The organism is Pseudomonas sp. PME37.24/006 (assembly GCF_055556635.1).
This window is the reverse complement of record NZ_JBVHNL010000002.1, coordinates 537689-563685: the sequence shown is the minus strand read 5'-3', so window position 1 is coordinate 563685 and position 25997 is coordinate 537689. Positions and strand designations below refer to the sequence as shown.

Sequence of the window (25997 nt, the reverse complement as noted above, 5' to 3'; positions counted from 1 at the left end):
CAACGACCCTGTTCGCGCAGTGTGATGCATGTTAACCGAGCGGCGAACCGTTGCCAGTCATACATCGGTAAAAGACCCGTTTTTAGTTCAGCGAGCCAGTCTGCCGCGTTGGTCAGTCCGCAAGGGTGGCCGTGGGGCGAGTGAGCCGTATAATGCTGCATTGCCACACACCTCACTACGGATCGGTCATGACTCAACAGCAACCTATCGCGGTGCTTGGCGGCGGCAGTTTCGGTACCGCTATCGCTAACCTGCTGGCGCAGAATGGTCATCGTGTTCTGCACTGGATGCGCGACCCCGTGCAGGCCGAGGCCATTCGGGTCAATCGCGAAAACCCCCGTTACCTGAAGGGCGTCAAGGTGCTCGACGGTGTCGAGCCGACTACTGATCTGCCAGGTGCGCTGAACAGCTGCGCATTGGCGTTCGTGGCTTTGCCGTCCAGTGCGTTGCGTCAGGTGCTGCAACCGGTGTCGACGCTGCTGGTTGGCAAGATGCTGGTCAGTACCACTAAGGGCATTGAAGCGCAGACGTTCAAACTGATGAGCCAGATCCTCGAGGAGGTCGCTCCCGAGGCACGTATCGGCGTGCTTTCCGGGCCGAACCTGGCGAAGGAAATCGCTGCGCATACGCTGACCGCCACGGTGGTCGCCAGTGAAGACGAAGCCCTGTGTCGGGAGGTTCAGGAGGTGCTGCACGGTCGTACCTTCCGCGTTTACGCCAGTGCCGACCGTTTTGGTGTCGAGCTGGGTGGTGCGCTCAAAAACGTCTACGCCATCATTGCCGGCATGGCGGCGGCGCTGGGCATGGGCGAAAACACCAAGAGCATGTTGATCACCCGGGCACTGGCGGAAATGACTCGCTTCGCCGTGCATCTGGGTGCCAACCCCATGACCTTCCTCGGTCTCGCCGGGGTTGGTGATCTGATCGTTACCTGCTCGTCACCGAAAAGCCGCAATTACCAGGTCGGCTTCGCGCTTGGTGAAGGCCTGAGCCTGGAAGATGCCGTCGAGCGCCTCGGTGAGGTTGCCGAGGGGGTCAATACCATCAAGGTGCTCAAGGCCAAGTCCGACGAGTTACAGATATATATGCCGCTGGTGGCCGGGCTGCACGCGATCCTGTTCGAGGGGCGTACCCTGGACCAGGTGATCGAGGCGCTGATGCGCGCAGAGCCGAAGACCGACGTCGATTTCATTCCAGCCACTGGCTTCTGAGGGATCCGAACATGAGTGAACACCAAAAAGGCGAGCCCATCGGGCTGCGCATCGTCTGGATGCTGCTGTTCCTGCTGGTCTGGCAAGTGGCCGAGCTGTTGCTGGCTGGTGTGGTTCTGCTGCAACTGATCTATCGCCTGATATACGGCGCGCCCAATGCCGGTTTGCTGAGGTTTGGCGACAGCCTCAGCCAGTATCTGGCCCAGATCGGCCGTTTCGGCACGTTCAACAGCGAATCCAAGCCCTGGCCGTTCGCCGACTGGCCAACGCCGCGCCCAGCGCAGGGCGACTTTGCGCAAAGCGTGCCGCCGGACGTGTCGCCGGCAAGGGACGAGGAGCCGAAGCTGTGAGTCATCAGCCATGAGAATCTGGTTGTTGCGCCATGGCCAGGCCCACCCAGAGGCACGCACCGACGCTCAGCGGGAGCTGACGGACTACGGGCGTGACGAAGTACGCCAATCCCTCGAACACCTGCGTGGCCGTTCGCTGGATGCGATCTTCGTCAGCCCTTATGTGCGGGCCCAGCAGACGGCAGCGCTGGTGCGCGATGCCTTGGCGTCGAGCGTCGAACTGCACACGGTTCCCTGGCTGACCCCGGAAAGCGATCTCCGTGACAGCCTGAGCAAGCTGCAGCGCCTCTCGATCCAGGAGATCCTGCTGGTTTCCCATCAGCCCTTCATCGGCGCACTCGGTGGGCTGTTGGTGCATGGTCACCGGCAGCAGCCGCTTTCCATGCACACCGCCAGCCTGGCGATGCTCGAAGGTGAAGAGCTGATTGCCGGGTTGATGTCCCTGGAGTTGCTGGCCCATCCCGACCTGCGTTGAGCTGGCTACGGGGTTGTCCCGCATGACTCTCGCTCGCAAGACGTTGAGCCGGTTATGGGGTATTTGGCCGGAGCGTCGTCCTTCCTGACCGTTACGGTCATTGCCGTGGGCCGGGGGCTGGCTGACAATCCCTGCATTGCCTGCCACCAGCGCGACGACCATGTCCCAGCTCATCTTCTTTGCCCACGCCAATGGCTTCCCCTCGGGAACCTACGGCAAGCTATTCGCCGCGCTCGCACCGGAGTACCGGGTGCAGCACCTGGCACAGCACGCGCACGACCCGCGCTTTCCGGTGAATGACAACTGGAGCAACCTGGTCGATGAGCTGCTGCATCACCTGGAGCAGTGCGGTGGCCCGGTATGGGGAGTGGGCCATTCGTTGGGCGGTGTGCTGCATTTCCATGCCGCGTTGCGCCGGCCGGATCTCTACCGCGGCCTGGTCATGCTCGACTCGCCCGTACTGAGTCGCACCGACCGGATGGTGATTCATGCTGCCAAGCGCTTCGGCTTCATCGACCGCCTTACACCCGCCGGGCGCACCCTTGGTCGCCGCGAAGCGTTCGCCGACCCGCTGGAGGCGCGCCGTTATTTTGCCGAGAGGAAGCTGTTCAGCGGCTTCGATCCCGAGTGTCTGGATGCCTACGTCGAGCACGGCTTGCACCCACACGAGGATGGTGTGCGGCTGCGTTTCGAGGCAGCGACCGAGATCAGTATCTACCGCAGCGTTCCTCATACCAGCCCTGGCCTGCCGCAACAGTTGCAGGTGCCGCTGGCGCTGGTGAAAGGTGCCCAGAGCCGCGTGGTACTCGCCCATCATGGGCGGATGGCACGCCGGGCGCCGCGGGGAGAGTTCCTGACGCTGCCTGGTGGGCATATGTTCCCTCTCGAGCACCCGGAGGATACGGCGCAACTGATTCGCGGGCTATTCGCGCGCTGGCAGCAACCAGTCGAGGGAGTTCGATGAGCCTGGGTTTCGAAGAGGTACGGCTGCGGCTGCCGCACATCGAACTGGCTGCTCAGATTCATGGCTCGGACGATGGCATCCCGGTAATCGCCCTGCACGGCTGGCTCGACAATGCGGCCAGCTTCGCCCGGCTAGCGCCCAGGCTGTCAGGGTTGCGTATTGTCGCCCTGGATTTTGCCGGCCATGGCCATTCGGATCATCGCCCTGCAGGTGCCGGGTATGCGCTGTGGGATTACATGCACGACGTGCTGTTGGTTGCCGAGCAGTTCGGCTGGCAGCGCTTCAGTCTGCTCGGCCATTCCATGGGCGCGATCGTCTCACTTCTGCTTGCCGCGACCTTTCCAGAGCGCGTGCAGCGTTTGGCGTTGATCGACGGTCTCGTTCCGCCGACCACTGAGGCGGATGCTGCGGTGAGCACGTTGGGCGAGTCCCTGCGTGCGCAACTGGCCCTGTCTGCCAAGCGCAAGCCGGTCTACCCGAGCCTGGAGCGTGCCGCCCAGGTACGCCAGCGCGGGGTAGGGCTGGTGAGTTTCGAGGCTGCCGAGTTGTTGGCGCAACGTGGGTTGATGCCGGTGCCTGGTGGCTACACCTGGCGTACCGATAATCGCCTGACATTGCCGACACCCTTGCGGCTGACCCGCGACCACGTGCACGCTTTCATCGCCGCGCTCGGTTGTCCCACCAAGCTGGTGCTGGCCGAGCACGGCCTGCTTGCACAGCGTGACGGGCTGAACGATTTGCTGGCGCAGACGGCCATCAGCGTCGAGCGGCTGCCCGGCGGGCATCACTTGCATCTGGACGATGAGCGCGGGGCGCAACTCGTAGCAGACTGTTTCAATCCTTTCCTGAACGCGCCTTGACGGCCTGCTGCAACTGGGGAAAGGTGTCGGCATTGCAATGGAGACCCGCATGACCGACTTGTATACCGTCGCGCTGGAAGCGCTGCTCGCGTCCGATGATGTTCACACCCTGCCAGCTGCTTCGCAGACCTTCGCTACCGCCGAGCAGCGAGGGGTTTCATGCGTCTGAGTTACCTGTTTCCCCTGATGTTGGTCAGCGCCGCTGCCACTGCTGATGTAGCCGGCAGCAGCGACCTCGATGTGCTGCCACGCTTTCCGGGCAGTGAGATCATCACGTTCAAGGAGCAGGCCGACCAGGAGCGTCTTTATCCGCAAGGCACCATCCGCCGTATCAGCGGGCGCTTGCGTTACGAGCGCGAAGTGCTTGCCACCGGGCAACTCACCGCAATCACCTACGAACTGCCTCGTACCCATAGTGCCAATGAGGTGTTCTCTGCCGCGCGCGAGTCGCTGCAGGACAAGGACGCCCACATCCTTTACTGGTGCGAGGGGCGCGAGTGCGGCTCCAGCAGCCTGTGGGCCAACTCGGTATTCGGCAACTCCACTCTTTACGGCTCCGATGATCAGCAAGCTTATGCATTGCTGCGTCTGGCCGAGCCGAATCAGGACAGCCTTGTAGCGCTGTACAGCATCACTCGTGGCAATCGCCGCGCCTATCTGCATGCCGAGTTGCTGGCTGCCACTGAGCCTCTGGCGAAAGTGTTGCCAACGCCTGCCACGCTGTCACGGCAGCTGAAAAGTACCGGAGAGCTGCGCCTGCCCGGGCAGGGTGAGCCCGAGCAAGAGTGGACGGAGCTGCTGGCGCGTAGCCTCAATCAGGACAGCACCTTGCGTGTGAGTCTTTCCGGCGCTCACGCAGAAGCCTGGCGCGAGGCGTTGATTGAGCAGCGGGTGAGGGCGGCTCGCCTGGAAATCGGTGAAGGCAGTGGCGACGGGTTACGTGTCGACGTGCTACGTTGAGCGCGCCCTTCAGGGCCTGAGTCTGCTTTTCTGGAAACACTGAAAAATGCCGAATAACGACCGTTTGCTGGTGCAGATCCTGCTACTGGGATTGCTGGGCGCCAGCCTTTGGGTGCTGGCGCCGTTTTGGTCGGCGCTATTCTGGGCCGCGGTTCTATCGTTCGCCAGCTGGCCGGTAATGCGCTGGCTGACGCGGCTGCTCAAGGGCCGCCAGTCCGTCGCTGCAGGATTGCTCACTGGCGTCTGGATCGTTCTGGTCGCAGTGCCCCTGGTGATGCTCGGCGTCAACTTGGCCGACCACATTCGTGATGGCACCGCGGTGATCAAGGGCTTTCAGGTCGAAGGCCTGCCGCCACCGCCGACCTGGCTGGAGTCCGTGCCTCTGGTGGGCGCTCGTCTTGTCAGTATCTGGGAAACCCTGGATCAGCAGGGTTCAGCGCTGTTCGCCACGGTTCAACCCTATCTCGGCCAAGTCGGCAACTTCCTGCTGGTGCGCAGTGCCAAGATTGGTGGGGGCATTCTCGAGCTGGCGCTGAGCCTGATCTTGGTGTTCTTCTTCTACCGTGACGGCCCACGTTTGGCGGCCTTCGTCGAAAGCCTGCTCGAGCGCTTGATCGGCGACCGTGCCGAGCATTACCTCGAACTGGTGGCCGGCACGGTACAGCGGGTGGTGAACGGCGTGCTGGGTACTGCCGTTGCGCAGGCGATCCTCGCCTACATCGGCTTCATGATCGCCGGTATTCCGGGCGCGCTGTTACTGGGTCTGCTGACCTTCGCCTGCAGCCTGATCATGGTGCCGCCACTGATCTGGGGCCCAGCGGTGGGCTGGCTGATCTGGCAAGGCGAGATCGGCATGGCGATCTTCCTCGGCATCTGGGGCTTCTTCATCATCAGTGGCGTGGACAACATTCTCAAACCGTACCTCATCAGCCGCGGCGGCAACCTGCCGTTGGTGGTGGTGCTGCTTGGGGTGTTCGGCGGTATTCTGGCCTTTGGCTTCATGGGGCTGTTCCTCGGCCCGACCCTGCTGGCAGTGGCTTACAGCCTGCTCAGCGACTGGGTCGCACACAAGGCGCCAGCCGGGCTGCCACCGCGTGAAGAGCGCACACCGCCAGGCTGAGTGACGGCGACCTCAGTGGTCGCCGCGTTCGTATTTGTCGAGGGTATCCTTGGCAATCTGCCGACCCAGCATGATCAGCTCCGGCGCCTTGTAGAATTCGAAGAAACGACACACCCGCTTGGGTACGTTGATCAGGATGTCCGGCGGATAGCCGGCGATCTTGTACTGCGATAGCGAGGTCTGCATGACCTCGAAACTCTGGTTGATCAGTTCCAGCAGCGAAGCCGGGCCGACCATGTTGGCGACCCGCGAACCACTCGCTGATTTCGGCGCGCTGCCGCTTTGCGGCGCTGCGGCAGGTTGTTGGGCATGGGGATCCACTGGGTCTTGCAGCCACAAGTCAGGCTGCTGTGGGATCGCAGCTTGGGCGTCGTTGCCCAGCAGCAGAAGCTGATCATCCTCACCACCCTTGCGGCGCAACGACGGCAGCCGTGAACCCAGTGAAGCCATCAACTGATCGAAGCGGCCTTTCAACGCGGGCGTACGTTCGATGATCGGCAACTGATAGTGCTGCTGGTGTGCCGAGTTGAGGTTGACGGCGATGATCAGGTCGCAATGACTGGACACCACCGGAACGATCGGCAGGGGATTGAGTAGGCCGCCGTCGACCAGCATGCGCTTGCCTTGTATGACCGGCGTGAACAGGCTGGGAATCGCCGCCGAGGCACGCATCGCCTGGTGCAGACAGCCTTCCTGAAACCAGATTTCCTGCTGGTTGGTGAGGTCGGTGGCTACCGCGGTGAACGGGATGTTCAGCTCCTCGATATTGATCTCGCCGACGATATCGCGAATTCGCCCGAAGACCTTTTCCCCACGTATGGCGCCCAGGCGGAAGCTCACGTCGAGCAGGCGCAGTACGTCCAGGTAATCGAGGCTCTGCGTCCAGTCGCTGTACTCCTTCAGCTTGCCAGCCGCATAGATGCCACCGACCACTGCGCCCATGGAGCAGCCAGCGATGCAGCCGATCTCGTAACCGCGCGACTCCAGCTCCTCTATGACGCCAATGTGGGCATAACCGCGTGCGCCACCCGAGCCCAGTACCAGGGCCACTTTCTTGCTCATCCCAATCTCCCTGAAACGCTCTGTAAGCAACCGCACATTACGTATCGTAAGGCGCTGCTGATAGTGGCACTTTTTCCTCGGCGTGCCGTCATAATCAGCACCGGCAACATGATTGCCGGTCAACCTTTGGAGTATGCGACATGAAAGCCTGGATCCTCTTACCGATTGCGCTGTTGGCGGGCTGCTCAGCGACCACTTCCTACCGTGATAGCTGCGCCTCTCAACTGGATGCCGCGTGGCAGGAACTCGACCTGGCCAAGGCCGAAGGCTTTGCCGGTACCGTTAGTTACTCCAAGGCTGCATCGCTGATGACGGCGGCGAAAACCCAGCAACAGTTCGAAGCGTTCCGCGGCTGCACCAACAAGTCAGAAAAAGCCCGTTTCTATATTCGTGAATCTCGGGCAGGCCGCTGAAAACCGGATCACGCTCTGCTGCGCGTCGGTCTTGTGGCGTTAAAAACAGGCTCTGGCGCGCGAGATCATGAGCAGGTTCTGGTGGCTGATTGGCGTAAACTGGCAGCAACCTGACTTTTGGAGAATGGGATGCTGCTCGAGTTCGCCAATCTGACCCCGCTGGAACGTTATCGCTGGCTTGCCTCTACCGTCACACCCAGGCCCATCGCCTGGGTGTCGAGCCTTTCTAAAGAGGGCGTCGCCAATCTGGCGCCCTTCAGTTTCTTTCAGGTGATCAGCGACGATCCGGCCACGCTGATGGTCAACGTCAGTACCCGTGATGACGGCGTTCTAAAGGACACCCTGCGCAACGCCCAAGAAACCGGCGAGCTGGTCATTCATCTGGTGTCCTTCGCCCAGGTGGACGCGATGAATGCCAGCGCCGCGATTCTGCCGCGTAGCAGCAGTGAGTTCGAACATTGCGGCATCGCGTCTATTCCCAGCAGTCGTGTAGCACCGCCTCGCGTTGCAGGCGCAGCCGTGGCGTTCGAATGTCGAGTGGCGGAAATCATCGGTTATCCGCAGCAGCAACCCAATCAGCATCTGATCTTCGCTGAGGTGCTGCTCGCACACGTGGACGATGGCGTGCTCAATGAAAAGGGCCGTATCGACCCGCATCGCCTCGATTTGGTTGGGCGCCTGGGTGGTACGGCCTATAGCAGAACCCGTGAGACCTTCGATTTGCAGCGGCCGGGCTGAGCCCTTACCAGTAGAGTTCGATACGCGAGCGTGGGGAGCGCTCGTCCAGCCTCGTGACGGTCTGCGCCAGGGCTTCACGATCGATGCGCGTGTCGGCATTCTGGTAGCGGATGCGGTAGCCGTCACGGCAATCGTGGTTGGTCAGCAGCAGCGCCTGACTATCGGCGAGGCTGTCGACTTGGCAGGCACTGTGCACGGCCAGGCGGATACCCACTTCACCGCCGGCCATCTCGGCGAAAGCCTGGCTGCTCGCCAGCAGAGCGCCTAGCAGCAGGATCGAAGGGTAGAGGATCTTGCGTGAGGTGTTGGGCATGGTCGGTGTCCTGCCGACGGTCTGTCGGCTGAGTAGGCGAGCCGATTCTAGCAGTGGATTCTCTGTGGTGGCGAGGTGCTATTGCAGCCGTCCGTCGCTCGGGATCAGGCTGTCTTTCGCCCTGACATTCTGCAGCCGTACTTCGCTTTGGTAACGCTGTAGCGCCGCTCAAGTTCGGGCCTGGTACACAGTTTCGTCAGCAAAGGTTACGTAATGCTTTGCCCGGTGCGGCAGGGCCAGTAGCATCGAGCCACTTGCATGAGGAGTGGACGATGCACACGAAACTGGATGCCTGCCTTGATACCGTCAACCAGGTGCTGCTCGGCAAGGACGCGCAGGTACGCCTGGCACTGACCTGCCTTCTGGCACGCGGCCACCTGTTGATCGAGGATCTGCCCGGCATGGGCAAGACCACCCTGAGCCACGCCCTCGCCAAGGTGCTGGGGTTGAGCTTCCAGCGCGTGCAGTTCACCTCCGATCTGCTGCCGGGCGATATCCTCGGTACCTCGGTATTCGATAAGGATACCGGGCAGTTTCTCTTCCATCCGGGGCCCATCTTCGCCGAACTGGTGCTGGCCGACGAAATCAACCGGGCTACGCCCAAGAGCCAGAGTGCCCTGCTGGAGGCCATGGAAGAGGGGCAGGTGACCATCGAGGGTGCGACTCGGCCACTGCCGGATCCGTTCTTCGTCATCGCCACGCAGAACCCGATCAGCCAGAGCGGCACCTTCGCCTTGCCGGAATCGCAACTGGATCGTTTCCTGATGCGCCTGTCGCTAGGTTATCCAGCCCGAGCGGCGGAGAAGGCGTTGCTGCTGGGCGAATCCCGTCGCTCGGTGCTGCCAACTCTGGAGGCGGTACTCAACCACACCGAGCTCGCGAAATTGCAAGCCGAGGTGCCCAAGGTTCGGGTCAGTGATGCATTGGTCGACTACGTGCTGCGCCTGGTCGAGGCCACACGTACCCAGCCGCAGTTCGCTTGGGGCCTGTCACCACGTGGCAGCCTGGCGCTGCTGGCGGCGTCACGGGCCTGGGCGTTGCTGGCGCAGCGTGATTATGTGATTCCCGAAGATGTGCAGGCGGTGCTGCCATCGGTTGCCGGCCATCGCCTGCGCGATCAGGCCGACCCCGCCGGGCATGGCGGCGGTGCACTGGTGCAGTGGCTACTGCGCGAGGTTCCTGCACTTTGACGAGTGCTCTGAAGCAGCGCTGGGGTCGTTGGTTGGACAAGCGCATTCCGGCGGCGGCCAGTATCCAGCTCAGTCAGCGGCGGATCTTTATCCTGCCGACGCGGGTCGGGGTGGCGTTTCTGTTTGCGCTGCTGGTGATGTTGCTGGCGGCAATCAATTACCAGAGCAGCCTGGCCTACGGGCTGACGTTCCTGCTGGGCTCGGTCTTCGTGGTGGCCATCCTGCACACCTACCGCAACCTGGCTGGCCTGGTGCTGCATGCTGGTGGCGCCGGTGCCGTATTCGCCGGCGAACAGGCGCGTCTGCGAGTGCGTCTGGAAAGCCGCGGGAGGGGGCATGAGGCTGTCGCGCTGGGTTGGCCGCCTGCCGACACGCTGCAACAGGACGTTGCCGCCGGTGGCGTTGCCGAATGCGAACTGAGCCTGCCGACCGAGCACCGCGGCTGGCTGCACCCCGGCAGGCTGCGGGTGGAAAGCCGTTTTCCTTTAGGCCTGCTGGTGGCCTGGAGCCTGCTCGATCTGGACCAATCGGTGCTGGTGTATCCCCGTCCACTGGAAGGTGAGCTGCCGCTTGCCGCCGGCGGCAGTGAAGACGATCAGGAGCAGGGGCATCTGAGCATGGGGCAGGGCAGCGACGATTTCCAAGGCCTGCGTACCTATCAGCCGGGCGACTCGCGTAAGCGTCTGCACTGGAAGGCTTACTCGCGCGGCCAGGGGCTTCTGGTCAAGGATTTTGCCGCCCACAGCGGCCGTGATCTGGTGCTGGATTTCGACGTACTGAGCGGTGATCTAGAAAGCCGACTCTCGCTGCTCTGCCACTGGGTGCTGGTACTCTCTGAACGCCAGCAGCCGTTTGCCCTGCATCTTCCTGGCAGTCTGTTCTCCGCGGATATCGGCGAGCGTCACCGTGAGCAGTGCCTGCGTGCGCTGGCGCTGCACGGAGCTCGAAAATGAGCGCCATTCAGGGTATTCCGCGCATCAGTTTGACCTGGCTGCTGGTGGCGCAGGCGCTGGTGATCGTCCCGCACCTGGGGCATCTGCCGTTATGGGTGATCGGCCTGTGGCTGGGCTGCGCCTTCTGGCGGGTGCAGATTTTTCGCATGCGTGCCGGTTATCCCACACGGCTGCTGCGCATCGGCCTGATCGTACTGGCGGGACTCGGGGTATTCCTTTCGCGCGGAACGCTGGTGGGGCTCGATGGCGGCGTGGTGCTGCTGATTGCCGCCTTTATCCTTAAGTTGCTGGAGATGCGCACCCGCCGCGACGCGCTGGTGCTGATCTTCCTCGGCTTCTTCGTGGTGGTGACCGCGTATCTGTTCGACGACAGTATCCTCATCGCGCTATTCAGCCTGCTGCCGATCTGCGCCCTGCTGGCGGCAATGATTGGCCTGCAGCAGAGCGGTACGGCGACCCGCCCATGGCGCACGCTTCGCTTGTCGGCCAGCCTGCTGCTGCAAGCGCTGCCGCTGATGCTGCTGCTGTTTCTGTTCTTTCCGCGTATGGGGCCGCTTTGGTCGCTGCCGGTGCCCAATGAGCGGGGCGCCGTCACGGGGCTGGCCGACAGCATGGCCCCCGGAGATATCGCCGAACTGACTCGCTCTGGTGAATTGGCCTTTCGCGCCAGCTTTGAGGGCGAGGTGCCGCCGCGCAGCGAGCTCTACTGGCGAGCGCTGACCCTCGATCAGTTCGATGGACGACGCTGGTCGCAATCGCCAGTGGCGCAGTGGCAGCCGGCGCCGCAGTGGCAGCCGCGTGGTGAAGAATTGCGCTACAGCATCGTCATGCAGCCCACCACGCGGCCCTGGCTGTTCGCCCTTGATGTGGCACAAACCGATCTGCAGGGCACGCGCCAGATGGGCGACTTCCGCCTGCAGCGCAACCGGCCAGTGGAGCGTGCGCTGCTTTACAACGTCAGTTCCTGGCCCGAGGCAGTACGCGAGCCGCAAGAGCGTCAGAACGGTATGCGAACCTGGTTGCGCCTGCCCGAGGAGGGCGATGCGCGCAGCCGCGCGTGGGCCCAGGAGCTGCGCCAACAGCATCCGCAGGACGAGCAACTGGTCGCTGCGCTGCTCGCCCACTTCAATCGTCAACCGTACGTGTACACCCTTAAGCCGACGCCCCTGGGTGCCAACTCCATCGATGAGTTCCTGTTCGACACGCGCAGCGGCTTCTGTGCCCACTACGCGGGCGCCATGACGTTCGTGCTGCGAGCGGCAGGCATTCCCAGTCGGGTGGTCGCCGGTTATCAGGGCGGAGAGTTGAGCGGTAACGGCAACTATGTTCAGGTGCGTCAGTTTGATGCCCACGCCTGGGTCGAGTACTGGCAGCCGGAGAAGGGTTGGACGAGCGTAGATCCGACGTTCCAGGTCGCCCCGGAACGTATCGAACAAGGCCTGGAGCAGGCACTGGCGGGCGAGCAGAGTTTCCTTGCCGATTCACCATTTTCGCCATTGCGTTACCGCAACCTGACCTGGCTGAACGAGCTGCGACTGGCTTGGGATGACCTCAACTATGGCTGGCAGCGTTGGGTTCTGGGCTATCAGGGGGCTCAGCAGTTCGAATTGCTGCAGCGCTGGTTCGGTCAGGTGGATGCCAGCCGGCTGATACTGGCGCTGTTCGGCGGCGGTGGGTTGCTTCTGGGTTTGCTGTCACTGTGGTTGTTCAAGCCGTGGCGTGCTGAGCGTGATCCGCTGCAGCGTGTGTTCCTGCGCTTCGAACGTCTGCTGGCACAGCATGGTGTACGCCGAGATACCAGCGAGGGCCCGCGAGCTTTCGCTGCCCGTGCGGCTCAAGCGCTACCCGGGCAGGCCGAGGCCATCAATGGGTTCGTGCAGGCCTATGAGGCGCAGCGTTATGCAGGACAGAACATATCCACCCGCGTACTACTCCAACAGCTGACTGCGCTTCGCCGTCAGCTACCGTGGCGTTGGAGTCGATCCCATTGACCGGTTTTCAGGAGTACCCGCAATGAGTGGTTTCGTCAGCAATTTGCGCAGTGAGGTGCTGCGTTTGCAGGTAGCGCTGTATGCCTGCCGCGAGCGCCTGCAGGCCCAGACCGATGGTGAGGCGCTGCATGATCTGCGGGTGTGCCTGCGCAGGCTGCGCAGCTTGTTGAAGCCCCTCAAGGGTGCTGCTGGCAGTGACCCGTTGCAGCAGCGTGCGGCAGAGATCGGCCGTCTGAGTGGCCCGCTGCGGGATCTTGAAGTGTTGATCGACACCCTGAGGCAGCATGGCGAGCATGCCGCTGCCGACCGACGTGTGGCCGAGCGGGCCAGAGGCGATGCGATGTTGCTCGCCAGCCGCTCGCTGCCAGCACTGTTTCGGGCACTGGATGAATGGCCCCAGGAGCTGGCTGTGCAGCAGGCCAATGGTGAACTCGATGACCTGCACAAAAAGGTTCGCCGCTACCTGCGCAAGCAGCGAGCTCGTCTGCTCGAGGCGTTGCGTGATGCCGAGCATGACCGCCACCGCGTCCGTCTGTTGATCAAGCGCGTGCGCTATACGGCGGAAGCGTACCCGCAACTGTCGCCGCTATCCGCCGCTCAGGTTCGCCTGCTCAAGAAGGGGCAGGCGGTGCTCGGCGACTGGCACGATCACCTGCAGTGGTTGGCAAGGGCCGAAACGGAGAAGGATTTGCAGGTATTCGTACAGGCCTGGCGCCGTTCGATGGAAGAGGCCGAACAGTCGTCGGAAGTGATTCAGGCGCGTCTGCTGGCCGCGCTGGAGTGAGCACCCCGCTATCTCCTTACAAATGACCGAACTGGCGTTCGCCCCAGGCTCGCCGCCCAGAGGCGAGTCTTTTACTATCAGGCGGACGTTTACGGGAGTTGAACATGAATTTCTCTGCATTGCTGGAGCAGGTACAGCGCACCCCTGAGTCGCTGTCGATCCCTTCTGACTGGGGCCAGGGCCGCGCCAGTTTCGGCGGCTTAGTGGCGGCACTGGTCTACGCCGTGATGCGCAGCAAGGTACCCGCCGATCGTCCCCCACGCTCGCTGGCAATCTCTTTCGTGGCGCCGGTCGCGCCTGACACCGAAATCCGTTTCGAGGCCGAGGTGCTGCGTGAGGGCAAGGCGGTCAGTCAGGTGCTGGGGCGCGCGTTACAGAACGGTGAAGTGGTGGCGCTGGTGCAGGGCAGCTTTGGCGCGCCGCGCTCTTCTTCGGTAAGGGTCGAGGCGCAGCCGGCACCGCTGCTCAAGGCCGTGGAGAGCAGCCAGGAGCTGCCTTATATCCCCAAGGTCACCCCGGAATTCACCCGCCATCTGGCCATGCGCTGGGGACTGGGTGGGTTGCCATTCAGTGGCAGCCAGTCGCGGGAGATGGGCGGGTGGGTACGTTTTCGCGATCAGGAGCGCGTCGAAGCCCTTGATGAAGCTCATCTGCTGGGACTGGTCGATGCCTGGCCACCGGCTGTGCTGTCGCTGCTCAAAGGGCCTGCCCCGGGCAGTTCGCTGACCTGGACCATCGAGTTCATCCAGCCGCTGGTTTCGGTGACTTCCGATCAGTGGTGCCTGTACCGCGCGGAAATCGAGCACGCCCGCGATGGCTACGGGCACGTCGCTGCGGCGCTCTGGACGCCCAGCGGTGAGCTGCTGGCGATCAGCCGTCAGACGGTAACGGTGTTCGCCTGAGTCTCAGCGGCAGGTAGCAGCGCCTGACGCGCCAGGGCATAGGCTGCGATGGCTCCAAGCCCGGACAGAGCCAGTGCCAGCGGGCCTGAGCCACTGCCGGCAAGGGCGAGCGACACCAGCAGCAGCGGCATGGCGATGGCCAGCGATGGCATGTCGATCGATTCGGTGCTGGCCGAGTGGGCGAGGGGGGCGCTTTGCGTGGTCATGAGAGGTCTCCTGCATCAGATCGAGCCAGTCTATGGCGCTGCAGGCCCGGCAGCGAATTGATCCCTCCTATGTGGCAGATAGCTTTTGTACTATCTGCCTGCGCTCCGATAGCCTTAGGGTTTGAGCTGGCGGATGGCTCGCGATAGCTCGCCAGCCAGTTCTGCCAGTTCACTGCTGGTAGTGGCTGACTCCTGGGTCTGCTCGACAGTTTGTTCGGTGACATCGCGAATGCCGATCACCGAGCGAGTCATCTCCTCGGCCACCTGACTCTGCTGCTCGGCGGCCACGGCGATCTGCGTATTGCTCTCGCGCATCTGCGCCACTGCACTGGTAATCGCAGCCAGCGCCTCACCGGCTTCGTGGGCGGCCTGTACGCAGTCGTCGGCCTTGAGCGAGCTTTCCTGCATGAATTCCACGGCGTCGCGAGTGCCGGCCTGCAAGGTGCCGATCATGCTGGTGATCTCGTCGGTGGAGTCCTGCACGCGCTTGGCCAGGTTGCGCACCTCGTCGGCTACCACGGCAAAGCCACGGCCCATCTCGCCAGCGCGCGCCGCCTCGATGGCGGCGTTGAGCGCCAGCAGGTTGGTCTGTTCGGCGATGCCATGGATGACGTTCACCACGCTGCTGATCTTCTGGCTGTCGCCTGCGACCTGCTGGATCAGCATCGCCGTCTGCTGCACGCCACTGGAAAGCCCGGTGATCGAGTGCACAACGCGACTGACCACGGCCTGCCCGGCGCCGGCGAGTTGGTCGGCGGTCTGTGACTGGTCACGAGTGGTCGCCGCATGCTCGGCAATGTGGTGCACGGTCGTCGACATCTCGTTGATGGCGGTAGCGGCTTGGTCGGTTTCGCTCTGCTGGCCGAGCATGCCCTGGCGTACGTCTTCCATGCTCCGGGCAAGCCGTGTCGTGCCGTCATCCAGTCTGGAGGCTGCCTGGATGACCGTGCTGACGACACGCTGGTAGCCGTCCTGCATGGCATTGAAGGCACCGGCCATCTGCCCGACTTCATCGCGGCTTTGCAGGGCAACGCGTGCCGACAGGTCGCCGTTCCTCTCCACGTGCAGCATGACGTCCTTGAGGGTATTGAGGTGGGTGAGCAGAAAACGGATGAGAACCTGCGAGGCGCCAAGCAGGGCGAGCATCAGCAGGGCTACCGTCAATGCGTAACTGCCGAGACGCTCGGCAAATATTTGCGCCAGGCTGCGGCCGTATGCCGGTAGCGCTACGCGCTTGTCGCTGTCGCGCTCGATGATCTGGGCGCCGATCAGCGGATCGCTGCCGAACACGCTGTCATGGGCGAGATCGACCCAGCCGTGGGCATTGCGCAGTGCGCTAGTGTCCGCGTTACCGGGCAGGCGTGGCGCCTCATCTGTTGTGAACGGGATCAGATCAGCACTGCGCGGTAGCTCGCCATCGGCGGGCCATGCGGAAATAAGGCGCGCCTGCTTTTGCGCTCCTTCGCGGGCAGCCTGGGCAAAGGTGTCCTGTTCCTGATACATGGCGAACAGAACGAGCAGCAGGGTGGTGAAGAAGGCGACGGCGTTGACCGCCCAGAACTTGTGTTTCAGGGATACATCGCGAATCCAGACGGGCATGTTTTTCTGCTTTCGACATGAATGAGGGTGCTAGCAAGGCGCCATCATTCTTCCACGAGCAAAATGTCCATCCCTTGATATGAGTCAATGACTCGGAAGTTGCATGATTGCACCCGGATCAACGGAGGTGGTCGCCCCTAGTCATCCATTTCTTCGTCGTCAGTCCGCTCGACGATCGACGGCAGCGCAAAAAAGGCACGGGCACAGGCGGTGGTGTGTCGTGCAACCTCGGCCTCGGATTCCTGGCGATGCAGGGCCACCTCGCGCAGTACCTCACTCAGGTAGGCGGGCTCGTTACGTCCGTTTTTCGGTTTGGGTCTGAGGCTGCGAGGGAGCAGGTAAGGGGCGTCGCTTTCCAGCATCAGGCGGCCAACGGGAATCTCTCTGACCAGCGGATGCAGGTGGGCACCACGACGCTCGTCGCAGATCCAGCCCGTGATGCCGATGTGCAGATCCAGGTCCAGGTAATCGAACAGCGCGCGCTGCTCGCCGGTGAAGCAGTGCACGACCGCCGCCGGCAAGCGATCACGGTAATCACGCAGGATCTGCACGAAGCGTGGATGAGCATCGCGCTCGTGCAGGAACACCGGCATCTGCAGCTCCACCGCCAGGCTGAGCTGTTCTTCCAGCGCCTTCTCTTGCTGCGGGCGTGGCGAGAAGTCCCGGTTGAAGTCCAGACCGCATTCCCCCACGGCGCGTACCTGAGGCTCGGCCAGCAGGGCGCCCAGGCTTCGCGCATGGTCGCTGCTCCAGTCCTTGGCGTTGTGAGGGTGTAGGCCAGCAGTGCTGAACAGGCGGTCACCACTTTCATCCAGCTGTCGGCAAAGATTCAGCGCATGCTCGCTTTCCTCCAGACTGGTGCCGGTCAGCACCAACTGGCAGACGCCCGCGTTGAAGGCTCTTTCGAGCAGTGCCTGGCGCTGATCCTTGAAGCTTGCGTGGGTCAGATTGACGCCGATGTCGATGAGTTGCATGGTGTGACCCTGTGGAACTTGAGCGCCGCAGCATAACAGAGCTTTTCATTGCATATAAAAAGCTATTGATTACAAAGGGTTGTGAGTTCTTTGTAATGTAAAATCAACAATTATTGGCGTCAGAACCCCGGCTGTGCGACTCTCCGCGCCCAGCTTTCGGCTGACCGCCACTGGCAGTCGGCCGGTTTTCCGCCTCCGGAGCGTCGATATTGCGTGTCTTTCTCGTGCTATGCATGTTGCTCTCGCTGCCGCTTTCGGCAGTGGCGCGTATTGCTGGCCCGGTGGAAGTGACCCAGCCAGCGGCAGTTCGTGATTTGCCCAGCATTCGCAAGAGTGGCGAGCTGCGCGTACTGGTCAACCAGAGCCGCAACAGTTCGGGTGAGGTCAAAGGGCAGAGCATCGGCGTCGAATATCAGCGCCTGCGTGCCCTGGAGCAGTACCTCAACCGCAACGCGCGGGATGGGCGCAGCCTGCATCTGAAGATGATTCCCAAAGCCAAGGATCAATTGCTAGCCGCGCTGCAGCGCGGCGAGGGCGACCTGGTGGCACCCGGTGAGTTGCTTAGCAGCAAGGGCGGTACGAGCATCATCGCCAGCGAAGCGATTCGCCGTGATGTGCCGGTGGTGATCGTCGCGCGGCAGGGCAATCGGCGCTATCAGCGTCTCGAGCAATTGGCTGGACGCAGCCTGTCGCTGCCAGTGGGCAGCATTGCCAAAGACGCCCTGCACGGTATCAACCTGAAACTCCAGGAGCGCAAGCTGCCGCCTATCGTGGTCGAGTGGGTGGATCCGACTCTCGCCGTCGAGGACGTGCTGGAGATGGTTCAGGCCGGTATCTTCGACTTCACTGCCGTGGAGCTGCACATTGCCGAGCGCTGGGCAAAGGTTATGCCCAAGTTGCGCGTCGATCGCCATCTGGTGCTCGATGATCAGGGCGATATGCGCTGGTACATGCGCCGCGACGCGCCGATGCTCAGTGCCAGTGTCGATCGCTTCCTTGAAGGTTACCGGGTACCCGATGATCAGGATGCTGCCTTTCAGCGTGTCTATCGGCGTCTCTACAAAGTGCATTCGCCCATGGGGCGCACCGAGCGGCAGCGGCTGGAGCGCGTGCGTCCGGTCTTGCAGCGCTACGCCGAGCAGCATGATTTCGACTGGCTGGCGCTGGCTGCGCTGGCATTCAAGGAGTCAACCCTGAATCCCGGTGCGCGGGGCAGCAGTGGCGCTACCGGTCTGATGCAGATCACGCCAGCGGCGGCGCGCAGCGTCGGTGTCAGCGATATCACACGGGTGGAGAACAACGTGCAGGCCAGCGCCAAGTACCTGGCCAAGATCCGCCGTAGCTTCTTTAATAGCCCTAGGCTCAACGAGCGGGAGCGTATGGCGTTTGTGTTGGCCGGCTACAATCTCGGCCCACAGCGAGTGCAGAGGCTGCGCGCAGAGGCGCGGCGACGTGGCTTGAATCCGGATCAGTGGTTTTTCCAAGTGGAGCGCGTCGCCATGGAAGAGCTGGGCATGGGTGTGGTCAGTTACGTCAATGCGGTGAACAAGTACTACCTGGCCTATGCGCGGGAGCGCTATTCCCTGGAGCCTGCTGCAAAGCAGGCAGTGAGCATGCGTAAATAATCGATCTATTCGATTTGTTTTAGCGGTTTTATTCGGTGTTCATATTTGATAATTAAATTAATATGGCGCCATCTCACTCACACAGCAAAGGAATCGCCCCATGAACGCACTCATCAAATCCCTGGCAGCCACCCGCGCAGGCTATGGCCTGACCATCCTGCGGGTACTGGTCGGTATCATTTTCGTGGCCCATGGCGCGCAGAAACTGTTCGGCTGGTTCGGTGGTTATGGCCTGGCGGGTGTGGCGCAGTGGATGGAAAGCATCGGTCTGGCACCCGGCTACCTGATGGCGTTGATGGCCGGTAGTGCCGAGTTCTTCGGTGGCCTGGCGCTGATTGTTGGTTTGTTGGTTCGTCCGGCTGCGGCGGTGCTGACCTTCACCCTGTTGGTGGCCATTTTCTCCGTGCACATCGGTAACGGTTTCTTCATGAGCGACAATGGCTATGAATTCGCCCTGGCGCTGATGGCCGCCACCCTGGCACTGCTGATCGAAGGCGCGGGTCGTCTGTCTGTTGACAAGCGCATCGCCGGTTAAGCGACAAGCGTCTCTGCAAGGCCCGCTGATGCGGGCTTTCTTGGTTATTGACAGGGCGATCTGCAACTCTCTAGGATTGCCGCCTGCGCCGATTTAAACAGCTACTTGCGGGGCGCCTCAGGGATTCTTCAACGAGTCTCGAAATTCCGCTAAAGCGCTGGTTCGGTGTTGCCTCTCACCGCTGCCCAGCGGGATTTTCGAGGCGGAGACAAACACCCATGACCTGCTCCCAGGCCACACAGATTCGTATCGTTCCCATCACTTCCGGTTTGATCCGGCGCAACCCGCGCATTCTGCTCGGTGGCACCCACCAGCCGACCCTGCTGCGTTACCTCGATGGCTGGCCCAGTCGCCGTCAGGGGCGTCGCGCCTTTCTCGTGCAGTTCGCCGAACACGGCGAGTCGCTGCAACGCTTTGCCGATGACAGCTTCGACTTTGCGGTGCTGCAGCGCCCCAGTAGCGAAGCGCTCGGCCAACTGACGCGTATCGCCCGCCAGGGACTGATCACCCTGCGTTGATTACGGATAGTCGATGGCGATGACGTACCAGTACTTGTCGCCGGTCGGCGTTTCTACACGCACTTCTGCGTCCAGCCCTTTGCCTATCAACGCCCGGGCCAGTGGTGAGTCGATACTGATCAGATTGAGCTTCAGGTCGAGTTCGTCCGGGCCGACGATGCGGTAGCGCGAGGCGTTGCCATCCTCATCTTCCAGGGTCACCCAGGCGCCGAAGTAGACCTTGTCGGGATCACTCGGATGCGTATCGACCACCTTGAGGCTTTCCAGGCGCTTGGTAAGGAACCGTACGCGGCTGTCGATTTCCCGTAGCATTTTCTTGCCATAGGTGTATTCCGCGTTCTCAGAGCGGTCACCCTGGGCCGCTGCCTCGCTGACCGAGCGCGTGACCTCCGGACGGCGTACGTGCCAGAGCTCGTGCAGTTCAGCACGCAGACGCGCCTCACCTTCGGGGGTGATGAGGGGCGTTCCGGCAGTGCGGGGCGGACGGTATCGACTCATGCTCGGCTCAGTCTGTGGCGGGGGCGCAGTCTATCAACCCTCGCGCAGAACAGTGAGAGGGCTGGCATCCAGCGAGCGCCGCGTGCCCAGTACGCCAGCAGTTGCGACCAGTAAGGCGCCGATCAGAGGCAGCAACAGCAGCCACGGATGCGGCTGCCAGCTCATCTGGAAGGCGTAGCGGTAAAGCAGGAAGCTGACCAATTCGCAGCCAAGGGCCGCCAGCAAACCACTCGCCGCACCGAGCAGACCGAATTCGGCACGCCGTGCCTTAATCAGCAGCTTGCGTTCGGCACCCAGCGCGCGCAACAGGGCGCCCTGATGAATACGTTCGTCCAGCGTCGATTGCAGCCCGGCGAACAGTACGGCCAGGCCGGCGGCGAGGACGAACAGCAGGACGAACTCGATGGCGATGGTGACCTGGGCGAGGATGCTGCGCAGTTGATTGAGCAGCGCCTCGACCTGTAGCAGGGTGACCGACGGGAACGCCCGCGACAGTTCGACCAACTGCCGCTCCTGCTGTGGCGGCAGGTAGAAGCTGGTCAGGTAGGTGACTGGCAGATCCTGCAGGGTGCCAGGCTCGAAGATCATGAAGAAGTTGGGCTGGAAGTTGTTCCAGTCGACTTCGCGCAGGCTAGTCACCACCGCATCGCGGTTGACGCCACCCACGGTGAACGTCAGCCGGTCGCCCAGCTTGATCTGCAGGCTTTCCGCCAGCTCGTCTTCCACCGATACACCGGGTAGTTCCTGGCTCTTTTCGCCTGTCCACCACTGACCTGCGGTGAGGGTATTGCCCTCCGGCAGGTCTGCACCCCAGGTCAGGCTGAGGTCGCGGCGTACGGCGCGCTCGCCGCGGGAGTCCTTGCTGACGTACTGACGAACCGGATCGCCGTTGACCATCACCAGCCGCCCCGGCACGACCGGGTAGAGTGGTGCTGGGTGAGGGGACAGCTGCTCCAGGCGTGCGGCGAACGCGTCCCGCTCGGCAGGCAGTACATTGAGTGCGAAATGGTTAGGTGCGTCAGCGGGCAACTGATCCTGCCAAGTGTCCAGCAGTTCGCCGCGCAACAGAGCGATCAGTGCCATGGCCAGCAGGATCAGGCCGAAGGCCAGGGATTGCCCGGCGGCAGCCAGGGGCCGGCGCAGCAGTTGGCCGAGGCCCAGGCGCCATGGCAGAGAGGCACGAGCCAGCAGGCGGCGCAGGCTCTGCAAGCCGAGTAGCAACAGACCGCCGAGCAGTAGCGCAGTGACCAGGCCGCCACCGAGCAGTGCCAGGGTCAATGGCAAATCCAGGCTCAGACGCCACATGATCAGCCCCAAGGCGAGCAGGGCGGTGCCGTACACCAGCCAGGAGCTGGCCGGCACCGGTAGCATGTCGCGGCGTAGCACGCGCAGGGGCGGCACGCGACCAAGAGCGGCCAATGGCGGCAGGGCGAAGCCCGCCAGTGCCACCAGGCCCGTGGCGATACCCGCCAGCGCTGGCCATAAGCCGCCCGGCGGAATCTGCGCCGGCAGCAAACCCTGCAGCAACTGGAACAGCAAGTGCTGGGCGAGCCAGCCGAGTAGGGCGCCGCTGAGGCTGGCAACCAGGCCGAGAATTGCCAGCTGCAGACTGAACAGGCCAAGAGCCTGGCGGCGTGACAGGCCCAGGCAGCGCAGCAGTGCGCTGGCGTCGAAGCGGCGGCTAGCGAAGCGTGCGGCGGACAGCGCCACCGCGACCCCAGCGAGCAACACGGCTGCCAGACTGGCAAGATTCAGGTAGCGCTCGGCACGATCGAGGGCACCGCCGACGCTGCGGCTGCCATCCCGGGCATCATCGAAGCGCTGGTGGGCGGCCAGGTCTGGTTCAAGGGCCTGGCGATAACTGGCCAGGGCGTCGCTCGGGCCATTCCATTGTTCGATGTAGCGTACCCGGCTGCCTGGCTGCACCACGCGAGTGGCGGGCAGATCATCCAGGTGCATCAGCACATGGGGCGTCAGGCTGTAGAAGTCGCCAGCTTCGTCCGGCAGGTAGGTGAGTACGCGCGTCAGGCGCAGGGTCTTGGCGCCGACCTCGATGTCGTCCCCGGCTTTCAGGTTCAGGGCAGCCAGCAATCGCGCCTCGGCCCAGACTTCGCCAGGTTGAGGGCCTTGGCTGACCGCTTCCTCGGCATAGGGCTCGGCAGCGCTCTTCAGTTCGCCGCGCAGGGGGTAGCCGTTGCCGGCCGCTTTGACGCTGGCCAGCTGGATGCCTTCGTCGCTGGCGATCACGCTGGAAAACTCGACGACCTGGGCGTGTTCCAGCCCCCGCGAAGTGCCTGCCTCGATCTGTTCGGCAGATGCCGGCGCGCTGCCGCGCAGAATCAGGTCGGCACCGAGGAACTCGGTCGCACGCAAGGTCATGCCTTCATTCAGGCGGGCGCCGAAGTAGCCGATGGCGGTACTGGAGGCGACTGCGATCAGCAAGGCGAAGAACAGCACGCGCAACTCGCCGGCACGGGCATCGCGCAGCAGTTGGCGGCCTGCAAGGGATAGTAGGCTGAAGAAGGACAGGGATTTCATCAGGCGTTCACCGGTGCCACGAGGTGGCCACCCTCCAGGCGGATCAGGCGTTGGCAGCGGGCCGCCAGGCGTTCATCGTGGGTCACCAGAACCAAGGTGGCGCCGCGCTCTTGATTCAGCTCGAACAGCAGGTCGCTGATCCGCTCGCCGGTGTGGCTGTCGAGGTTACCGGTGGGCTCATCGGCGAACAGTACATCCGGCTCGGCGGCAAAGGCACGGGCGATAGCGACTCGCTGCTGCTCGCCACCGGAGAGCTGGCGCGGGGTGTGGGTCAGCCGTGCACCTAGACCAACACGCTCGAGCAGCTCAGTGGCGCGCTGCCGGGCATCGCTTCGGCCTTCGAGCTCCAGCGGCAGCATGACGTTTTCCAAGGCGTTGAGGCTGTCGAGCAACTGGAAGGACTGGAACACGAAGCCGACGTGCTCAGCACGCACACGGGCGCGTTCGTCTTCGCCCAAGCTACCCAGATCGTTGTCGGCCAGCAGAATGCGCCCGCTGCTTGGCAGGTCGAGCCCGGCCAGCAGGCCGAGAAGGGTGGATTTGCCAGATCCCGAGCTACCGACGATGGCCAGACTGCCACCTTTTTCCAATTCCAGTGAAAGGTCGTGCAGGATGGTCAACTCGCCTTCCGCGCTGGAAACCACTTTGTTAAGGTTCCGCGCAGACAGAATGCTTGAGCTCATGAGGTATCCGATGCGTGCGATATGGAAAGGGGCCGTTCTCGGCCTGCTGCTGTTGGGACAGATTGCGGTACAGATGGCGCAGGCGGGAACCGTACTGGTCGTCGGCGATAGTATCAGTGCGGCTTTTGGCATGGATACCCGGCAGGGCTGGGTTCATCTGCTCGATGAGCGCCTGAAAAGCGAGGGTTTAGAGCATCGGCTGGTGAATGCCTCGATCAGCGGCGACACCAGTGCAGGCGGTGCCGCGCGGCTGCCGGCGCTGCTTGCAGAGCACAGACCGAACCTGGTGATCGTGGAGCTGGGTGGCAATGATGGCCTGCGCGGCCTACCACCTAGCCAATTGCAACAGAATCTTGCGTCGATGGTTGATGCCTCTCGTGAGGCAGGTGCCAAGGTGTTGTTGCTGGGAATGCGCATTCCTCCCAACTATGGCGAGCGCTATACCACCGCCTTCGCCAAGGTCTATGACGACTTGGCAGGAGATAAGAATGTCCCGCTGGTGCCGTTCCTTCTTGAGGGGGTGGGCGGTGTCGACACGCTGATGCAGGACGATGGCGTGCATCCCGCCGTGGAGGCACAGCCGCTGCTGCTGGAGAATGTCTGGCCAACCCTGAAACCGTTGCTCTGACGGGCTTTTCCACTGACGGAGTTTCGGCTAATGTGGCGCCCCCGCCCTGGAGCCCTCAATGCTGCGACCCGTCTGGTCTCTGTACGCCTATCAACTGATCGAGCCCGACGAACAGCTCGACCTGTTCGCCTGCCGTGAGGCGCGGGTGCACCTGGTCGCTCGTCAGTTGGAACTCGGTGGCTATGCCGACCGCACGCTGTGTGGTGGCTTGCTGCCGGCGCAGCCGCTGTGGCGTGATCTGGAGCGCCCCATGTTGCATGATCGGCGTCTGTGTTCAGCCTGCCTGGCTACGCTCGAGGCTCAGCGGCGCGGAGATCGCCCAGCCTGGCCGGGACGCTGAGCCTGGCGGCGGTATACACTTCACCTCTCACTATCACCTCCACCTCAAGGGTTTCCTGCATGTCGCCGCGCGTTTCAGCTCTCGCCCGCTGTCTGTCGTTGAGTGCTTTCTGTCTGGCAGGTTCTGCTGTCGCGATGGAGTTGCCGCTGCCGCCGCCCGGTGAAGATGTGGTGGGTGAAATTCAGGTGATAAAAGCGCGTTATGAAGACACCTTCGCTGATCTGGGTACTGCCAATGATCTGGGCTACCTAGAGATGGTTGCCGCCAATCCGGGCGTGGATGCCTGGCTGCCAGGCGAGGGTACTGATATTGTTCTGCCAACACGTTTCATTCTGCCGGCAGGCCCTCGAGAGGGCATCGTCATCAATTTGGCCGAATACCGTCTTTACTACTTTCCGAAAGGTCAGAACGTCGTCCACACCTACCCGCTGGGTATCGGTCGTGAAGGTTGGAGTTCGCCGGTTGCCGATGCGCGTATCACTGCAAAAACGCCGAATCCGGGCTGGTACCCACCGCAATCGATCCGCGACGAGCACGCTGCTGATGGTGACCCGCTGCCAAGTTACGTGCCGCCAGGCCCGGACAATCCGTTGGGGCCTTACAAAATGGCACTTTCGGTGCCGGGTTACCTGATCCACGGCTCGAATAAAAAATTCGGTATCGGCATGCGCGTGAGCCATGGTTGTTTTCGCATGCTCAATAACAATGTGCTCGAACTGGCCGATATGGTGCCCGTCGGTACGCCTGTGCGCATCATCAACGAGCCCTACAAGTTTGGTGTGAGCAATGGCAAGGTCTACCTTGAGGCCCATGCGCCGCTCGGCGAGGAAGAAGGCTCACCGGTTGGTGATCAGCATGCCGCAGTGGTCAATGCACTGATCAAGCGTAGCGACCTGAATGCGCAGAATCTGGACTGGGATGTAGTACGCGAGGTCGTAGCGTCGCAAGACGGTCTGCCGATCGAGATCGCGACGCCTCGGGATGCGGTGATTCAGGCGCAATCGTCTGCGTTCTGAGTGTGACTGCAGCCATTCAAGACCACTGTCATCGAACAGTGGTTTTTATTGTTTGCACATACGCTTTAAATACGCCGGCTAATAAAAAGCCGACCCCAGGGGTCGGCTTTTTATTAGCCCAAGGGCTATTACTTGCGGCTGGCTTTTTCCAGCATACGCAGAGCACGCTCGTTGGCTTCGTCAGCAGTTTGCTGAGCCTTCTGAGCGGCAGCCAGTGCTTCGTCAGCCTTGCGGTAGGCTTCGTCAGCGCGGGCTTGGGAGCGAGCTGCTGCGTCTTCAGTTGCAGTCAGGCGAGCTTCGGTTTCTTTGGTAACGCTGCTGCAACCGGTAGCCAGAACTGCGGCCAGAGCCAGAGCAGAGAATTTCAGAACGTTGTTCATCGTGTTCCCCTTGGGGTAAGTTTTTTGCTTGTTGAAGGCACATTCCGAACCCGGAAAATGACCGGCGTACATACTACCTGTAACTTTTAGTAAGTAAACGCATGGAAAGCAAGGGTGCTGTTTTTTTTCATATTCAGCGTTCTGCTGATAATAAACCGAGGGTGATTTTGG

Annotated in this window: 29 protein-coding genes; 20 read left to right on the top strand and 9 right to left on the bottom strand. The window is 62.3% G+C overall.

The window, feature by feature from the left end; all coding sequences use genetic code 11:
• Nucleotides 1-188: 188 nt before the first annotated feature.
• The 7 genes from ACZ3GY_RS08115 to ACZ3GY_RS08085 all read left to right on the top strand — a co-directional run bounded on the left by ACZ3GY_RS08115 (nucleotide 189) and on the right by ACZ3GY_RS08085 (nucleotide 5940).
• On the top strand, nucleotides 189-1211 hold the full coding sequence (locus tag ACZ3GY_RS08115) for an NAD(P)H-dependent glycerol-3-phosphate dehydrogenase (protein WP_465909605.1): 1023 nt from the start codon (nucleotides 189-191) through the stop codon (nucleotides 1209-1211).
• Nucleotides 1212-1222: 11 nt separating this feature from the next.
• The gene (locus ACZ3GY_RS08110; protein WP_465909603.1) at nucleotides 1223-1561 is read left to right on the top strand and encodes a DUF4389 domain-containing protein; all 339 of its coding nucleotides are present in this window, start codon (nucleotides 1223-1225) and stop codon (nucleotides 1559-1561) included.
• Nucleotides 1562-1571: 10 nt separating this feature from the next.
• Nucleotides 1572-2036: a phosphohistidine phosphatase SixA gene (gene sixA, locus ACZ3GY_RS08105; protein ID WP_465909602.1), complete on the top strand. Its 465-nt coding sequence runs from the start codon at nucleotides 1572-1574 to the stop codon at nucleotides 2034-2036.
• Between the two features lie 160 nt (nucleotides 2037-2196).
• Nucleotides 2197-3000: an alpha/beta fold hydrolase gene (locus ACZ3GY_RS08100; protein ID WP_465909601.1), complete on the top strand. Its 804-nt coding sequence runs from the start codon at nucleotides 2197-2199 to the stop codon at nucleotides 2998-3000.
• Nucleotides 2997-3860: an alpha/beta hydrolase gene (locus ACZ3GY_RS08095; protein ID WP_465909600.1), complete on the top strand. Its 864-nt coding sequence runs from the start codon at nucleotides 2997-2999 to the stop codon at nucleotides 3858-3860. The genes ACZ3GY_RS08100 and ACZ3GY_RS08095 overlap by 4 nt, the downstream gene beginning before the upstream one ends.
• A gap of 159 nt (nucleotides 3861-4019) precedes the next feature.
• On the top strand, nucleotides 4020-4820 hold the full coding sequence (locus ACZ3GY_RS08090) for a DUF4892 domain-containing protein (protein WP_465909598.1): 801 nt from the start codon (nucleotides 4020-4022) through the stop codon (nucleotides 4818-4820).
• 46 nt (nucleotides 4821-4866) lie between these two features.
• Nucleotides 4867-5940, top strand: a complete 1074-nt coding sequence (locus ACZ3GY_RS08085; protein WP_465909597.1) for an AI-2E family transporter — start codon at nucleotides 4867-4869, stop codon at nucleotides 5938-5940.
• Between the two features lie 12 nt (nucleotides 5941-5952).
• On the opposite strand, the gene ACZ3GY_RS08080 is transcribed toward ACZ3GY_RS08085, so the two are convergent.
• Nucleotides 5953-7002 carry a patatin-like phospholipase family protein gene (locus tag ACZ3GY_RS08080; RefSeq protein WP_463564706.1) on the bottom strand — a complete coding sequence of 350 codons (1050 nt, stop codon included), beginning with the start codon at nucleotides 7000-7002 and terminating at the stop codon, nucleotides 5953-5955.
• Between the two features lie 140 nt (nucleotides 7003-7142).
• On the opposite strand from ACZ3GY_RS08080, the gene ACZ3GY_RS08075 reads away from it, so the two are divergent.
• Nucleotides 7143-7415 carry a hypothetical protein gene (locus ACZ3GY_RS08075; RefSeq protein ID WP_225832731.1) on the top strand — a complete coding sequence of 91 codons (273 nt, stop codon included), beginning with the start codon at nucleotides 7143-7145 and terminating at the stop codon, nucleotides 7413-7415.
• Nucleotides 7416-7544: 129 nt separating this feature from the next.
• Nucleotides 7545-8153: a flavin reductase family protein gene (locus ACZ3GY_RS08070; RefSeq protein WP_465909596.1), complete on the top strand. Its 609-nt coding sequence runs from the start codon at nucleotides 7545-7547 to the stop codon at nucleotides 8151-8153.
• A 4-nt stretch (nucleotides 8154-8157) separates the two neighbouring features.
• Here ACZ3GY_RS08070 and ACZ3GY_RS08065 read toward each other — a convergent pair whose 3' ends face one another.
• Nucleotides 8158-8466 carry a hypothetical protein gene (locus tag ACZ3GY_RS08065; RefSeq protein ID WP_463564708.1) on the bottom strand — a complete coding sequence of 103 codons (309 nt, stop codon included), beginning with the start codon at nucleotides 8464-8466 and terminating at the stop codon, nucleotides 8158-8160.
• Between the two features lie 272 nt (nucleotides 8467-8738).
• On the opposite strand from ACZ3GY_RS08065, the gene ACZ3GY_RS08060 reads away from it, so the two are divergent.
• The 5 genes from ACZ3GY_RS08060 to ACZ3GY_RS08040 all read left to right on the top strand — a co-directional run bounded on the left by ACZ3GY_RS08060 (nucleotide 8739) and on the right by ACZ3GY_RS08040 (nucleotide 14286).
• Nucleotides 8739-9656, top strand: coding sequence for an AAA family ATPase (locus ACZ3GY_RS08060; protein WP_463564709.1), 918 nt, complete (start codon nucleotides 8739-8741; stop codon nucleotides 9654-9656).
• Nucleotides 9653-10609, top strand: coding sequence for a DUF58 domain-containing protein (locus ACZ3GY_RS08055; RefSeq protein WP_463564710.1), 957 nt, complete (start codon nucleotides 9653-9655; stop codon nucleotides 10607-10609). The genes ACZ3GY_RS08060 and ACZ3GY_RS08055 overlap by 4 nt, the downstream gene beginning before the upstream one ends.
• Nucleotides 10606-12600 (top strand): transglutaminase TgpA family protein, encoded by a 1995-nt coding sequence (locus ACZ3GY_RS08050; protein ID WP_465909594.1) that lies wholly within the window; start codon nucleotides 10606-10608, stop codon nucleotides 12598-12600. The genes ACZ3GY_RS08055 and ACZ3GY_RS08050 overlap by 4 nt, the downstream gene beginning before the upstream one ends.
• 22 nt (nucleotides 12601-12622) lie before the next feature.
• On the top strand, nucleotides 12623-13384 hold the full coding sequence (locus ACZ3GY_RS08045) for a CHAD domain-containing protein (RefSeq protein WP_465909593.1): 762 nt from the start codon (nucleotides 12623-12625) through the stop codon (nucleotides 13382-13384).
• Nucleotides 13385-13488: 104 nt separating this feature from the next.
• Nucleotides 13489-14286 (top strand): acyl-CoA thioesterase, encoded by a 798-nt coding sequence (locus ACZ3GY_RS08040; RefSeq protein WP_465909591.1) that lies wholly within the window; start codon nucleotides 13489-13491, stop codon nucleotides 14284-14286.
• Here the strand turns inward: ACZ3GY_RS08040 and ACZ3GY_RS08035 are convergent.
• From ACZ3GY_RS08035 to ACZ3GY_RS08025, 3 genes are all read right to left on the bottom strand, one after another.
• On the bottom strand, nucleotides 14262-14492 hold the full coding sequence (locus ACZ3GY_RS08035; protein ID WP_225832721.1) for a hypothetical protein: 231 nt from the start codon (nucleotides 14490-14492) through the stop codon (nucleotides 14262-14264). The genes ACZ3GY_RS08040 and ACZ3GY_RS08035 overlap by 25 nt on opposite strands.
• 114 nt (nucleotides 14493-14606) lie before the next feature.
• On the bottom strand, nucleotides 14607-16091 hold the full coding sequence (locus ACZ3GY_RS08030) for a methyl-accepting chemotaxis protein (RefSeq protein ID WP_465909590.1): 1485 nt from the start codon (nucleotides 16089-16091) through the stop codon (nucleotides 14607-14609).
• Nucleotides 16092-16228: 137 nt separating this feature from the next.
• Nucleotides 16229-17065 (bottom strand): TatD family hydrolase, encoded by an 837-nt coding sequence (locus tag ACZ3GY_RS08025; protein WP_465909589.1) that lies wholly within the window; start codon nucleotides 17063-17065, stop codon nucleotides 16229-16231.
• Nucleotides 17066-17298: 233 nt separating this feature from the next.
• Here ACZ3GY_RS08025 and ACZ3GY_RS08020 point away from each other — a divergent pair, with 233 nt between their 5' ends.
• The 3 genes from ACZ3GY_RS08020 to ACZ3GY_RS08010 all read left to right on the top strand — a co-directional run bounded on the left by ACZ3GY_RS08020 (nucleotide 17299) and on the right by ACZ3GY_RS08010 (nucleotide 19743).
• Entirely contained in the window at nucleotides 17299-18690 is a 1392-nt protein-coding gene (locus ACZ3GY_RS08020) for an MltF family protein (protein ID WP_463566050.1), read from the top strand.
• A 100-nt stretch (nucleotides 18691-18790) separates the two neighbouring features.
• A complete protein-coding gene (locus ACZ3GY_RS08015; RefSeq protein ID WP_463564715.1) occupies nucleotides 18791-19225 on the top strand; it encodes a DoxX family protein in 435 nt (144 codons plus the stop codon).
• Between the two features lie 218 nt (nucleotides 19226-19443).
• Nucleotides 19444-19743, top strand: coding sequence for a class I SAM-dependent methyltransferase (locus ACZ3GY_RS08010; RefSeq protein WP_463564716.1), 300 nt, complete (start codon nucleotides 19444-19446; stop codon nucleotides 19741-19743).
• Here ACZ3GY_RS08010 and greB read toward each other — a convergent pair whose 3' ends face one another.
• From greB to ACZ3GY_RS07995, 3 genes are read right to left on the bottom strand one after another with little or no spacing between them, the layout of a single operon-like run.
• The gene (greB, locus tag ACZ3GY_RS08005; protein WP_463564718.1) at nucleotides 19744-20241 is read right to left on the bottom strand and encodes a transcription elongation factor GreB; all 498 of its coding nucleotides are present in this window, start codon (nucleotides 20239-20241) and stop codon (nucleotides 19744-19746) included.
• Nucleotides 20242-20274: 33 nt separating this feature from the next.
• Complete coding sequence (locus ACZ3GY_RS08000; RefSeq protein ID WP_465909588.1) at nucleotides 20275-22779, bottom strand: ABC transporter permease; 2505 nt, start codon at nucleotides 22777-22779, stop codon at nucleotides 20275-20277.
• Complete coding sequence (locus ACZ3GY_RS07995; RefSeq protein WP_463564719.1) at nucleotides 22779-23462, bottom strand: ABC transporter ATP-binding protein; 684 nt, start codon at nucleotides 23460-23462, stop codon at nucleotides 22779-22781. The genes ACZ3GY_RS08000 and ACZ3GY_RS07995 overlap by 1 nt, the downstream gene beginning before the upstream one ends.
• A 10-nt stretch (nucleotides 23463-23472) precedes the next feature.
• Here ACZ3GY_RS07995 and ACZ3GY_RS07990 point away from each other — a divergent pair, with 10 nt between their 5' ends.
• From ACZ3GY_RS07990 to ACZ3GY_RS07980, 3 genes are read left to right on the top strand one after another with little or no spacing between them, the layout of a single operon-like run.
• Nucleotides 23473-24090 (top strand): arylesterase, encoded by a 618-nt coding sequence (locus tag ACZ3GY_RS07990; RefSeq protein WP_465910018.1) that lies wholly within the window; start codon nucleotides 23473-23475, stop codon nucleotides 24088-24090.
• Nucleotides 24091-24148: 58 nt separating this feature from the next.
• Nucleotides 24149-24430: a hypothetical protein gene (locus ACZ3GY_RS07985; protein WP_463564721.1), complete on the top strand. Its 282-nt coding sequence runs from the start codon at nucleotides 24149-24151 to the stop codon at nucleotides 24428-24430.
• Between the two features lie 59 nt (nucleotides 24431-24489).
• Nucleotides 24490-25446, top strand: a complete 957-nt coding sequence (locus ACZ3GY_RS07980; protein ID WP_465909587.1) for a L,D-transpeptidase family protein — start codon at nucleotides 24490-24492, stop codon at nucleotides 25444-25446.
• A gap of 128 nt (nucleotides 25447-25574) precedes the next feature.
• Here the strand turns inward: ACZ3GY_RS07980 and oprI are convergent, their stop codons facing one another.
• Nucleotides 25575-25826: an outer membrane lipoprotei OprI gene (gene oprI, locus ACZ3GY_RS07975; RefSeq protein WP_042553774.1), complete on the bottom strand. Its 252-nt coding sequence runs from the start codon at nucleotides 25824-25826 to the stop codon at nucleotides 25575-25577.
• Nucleotides 25827-25997 lie beyond the last annotated feature (171 nt).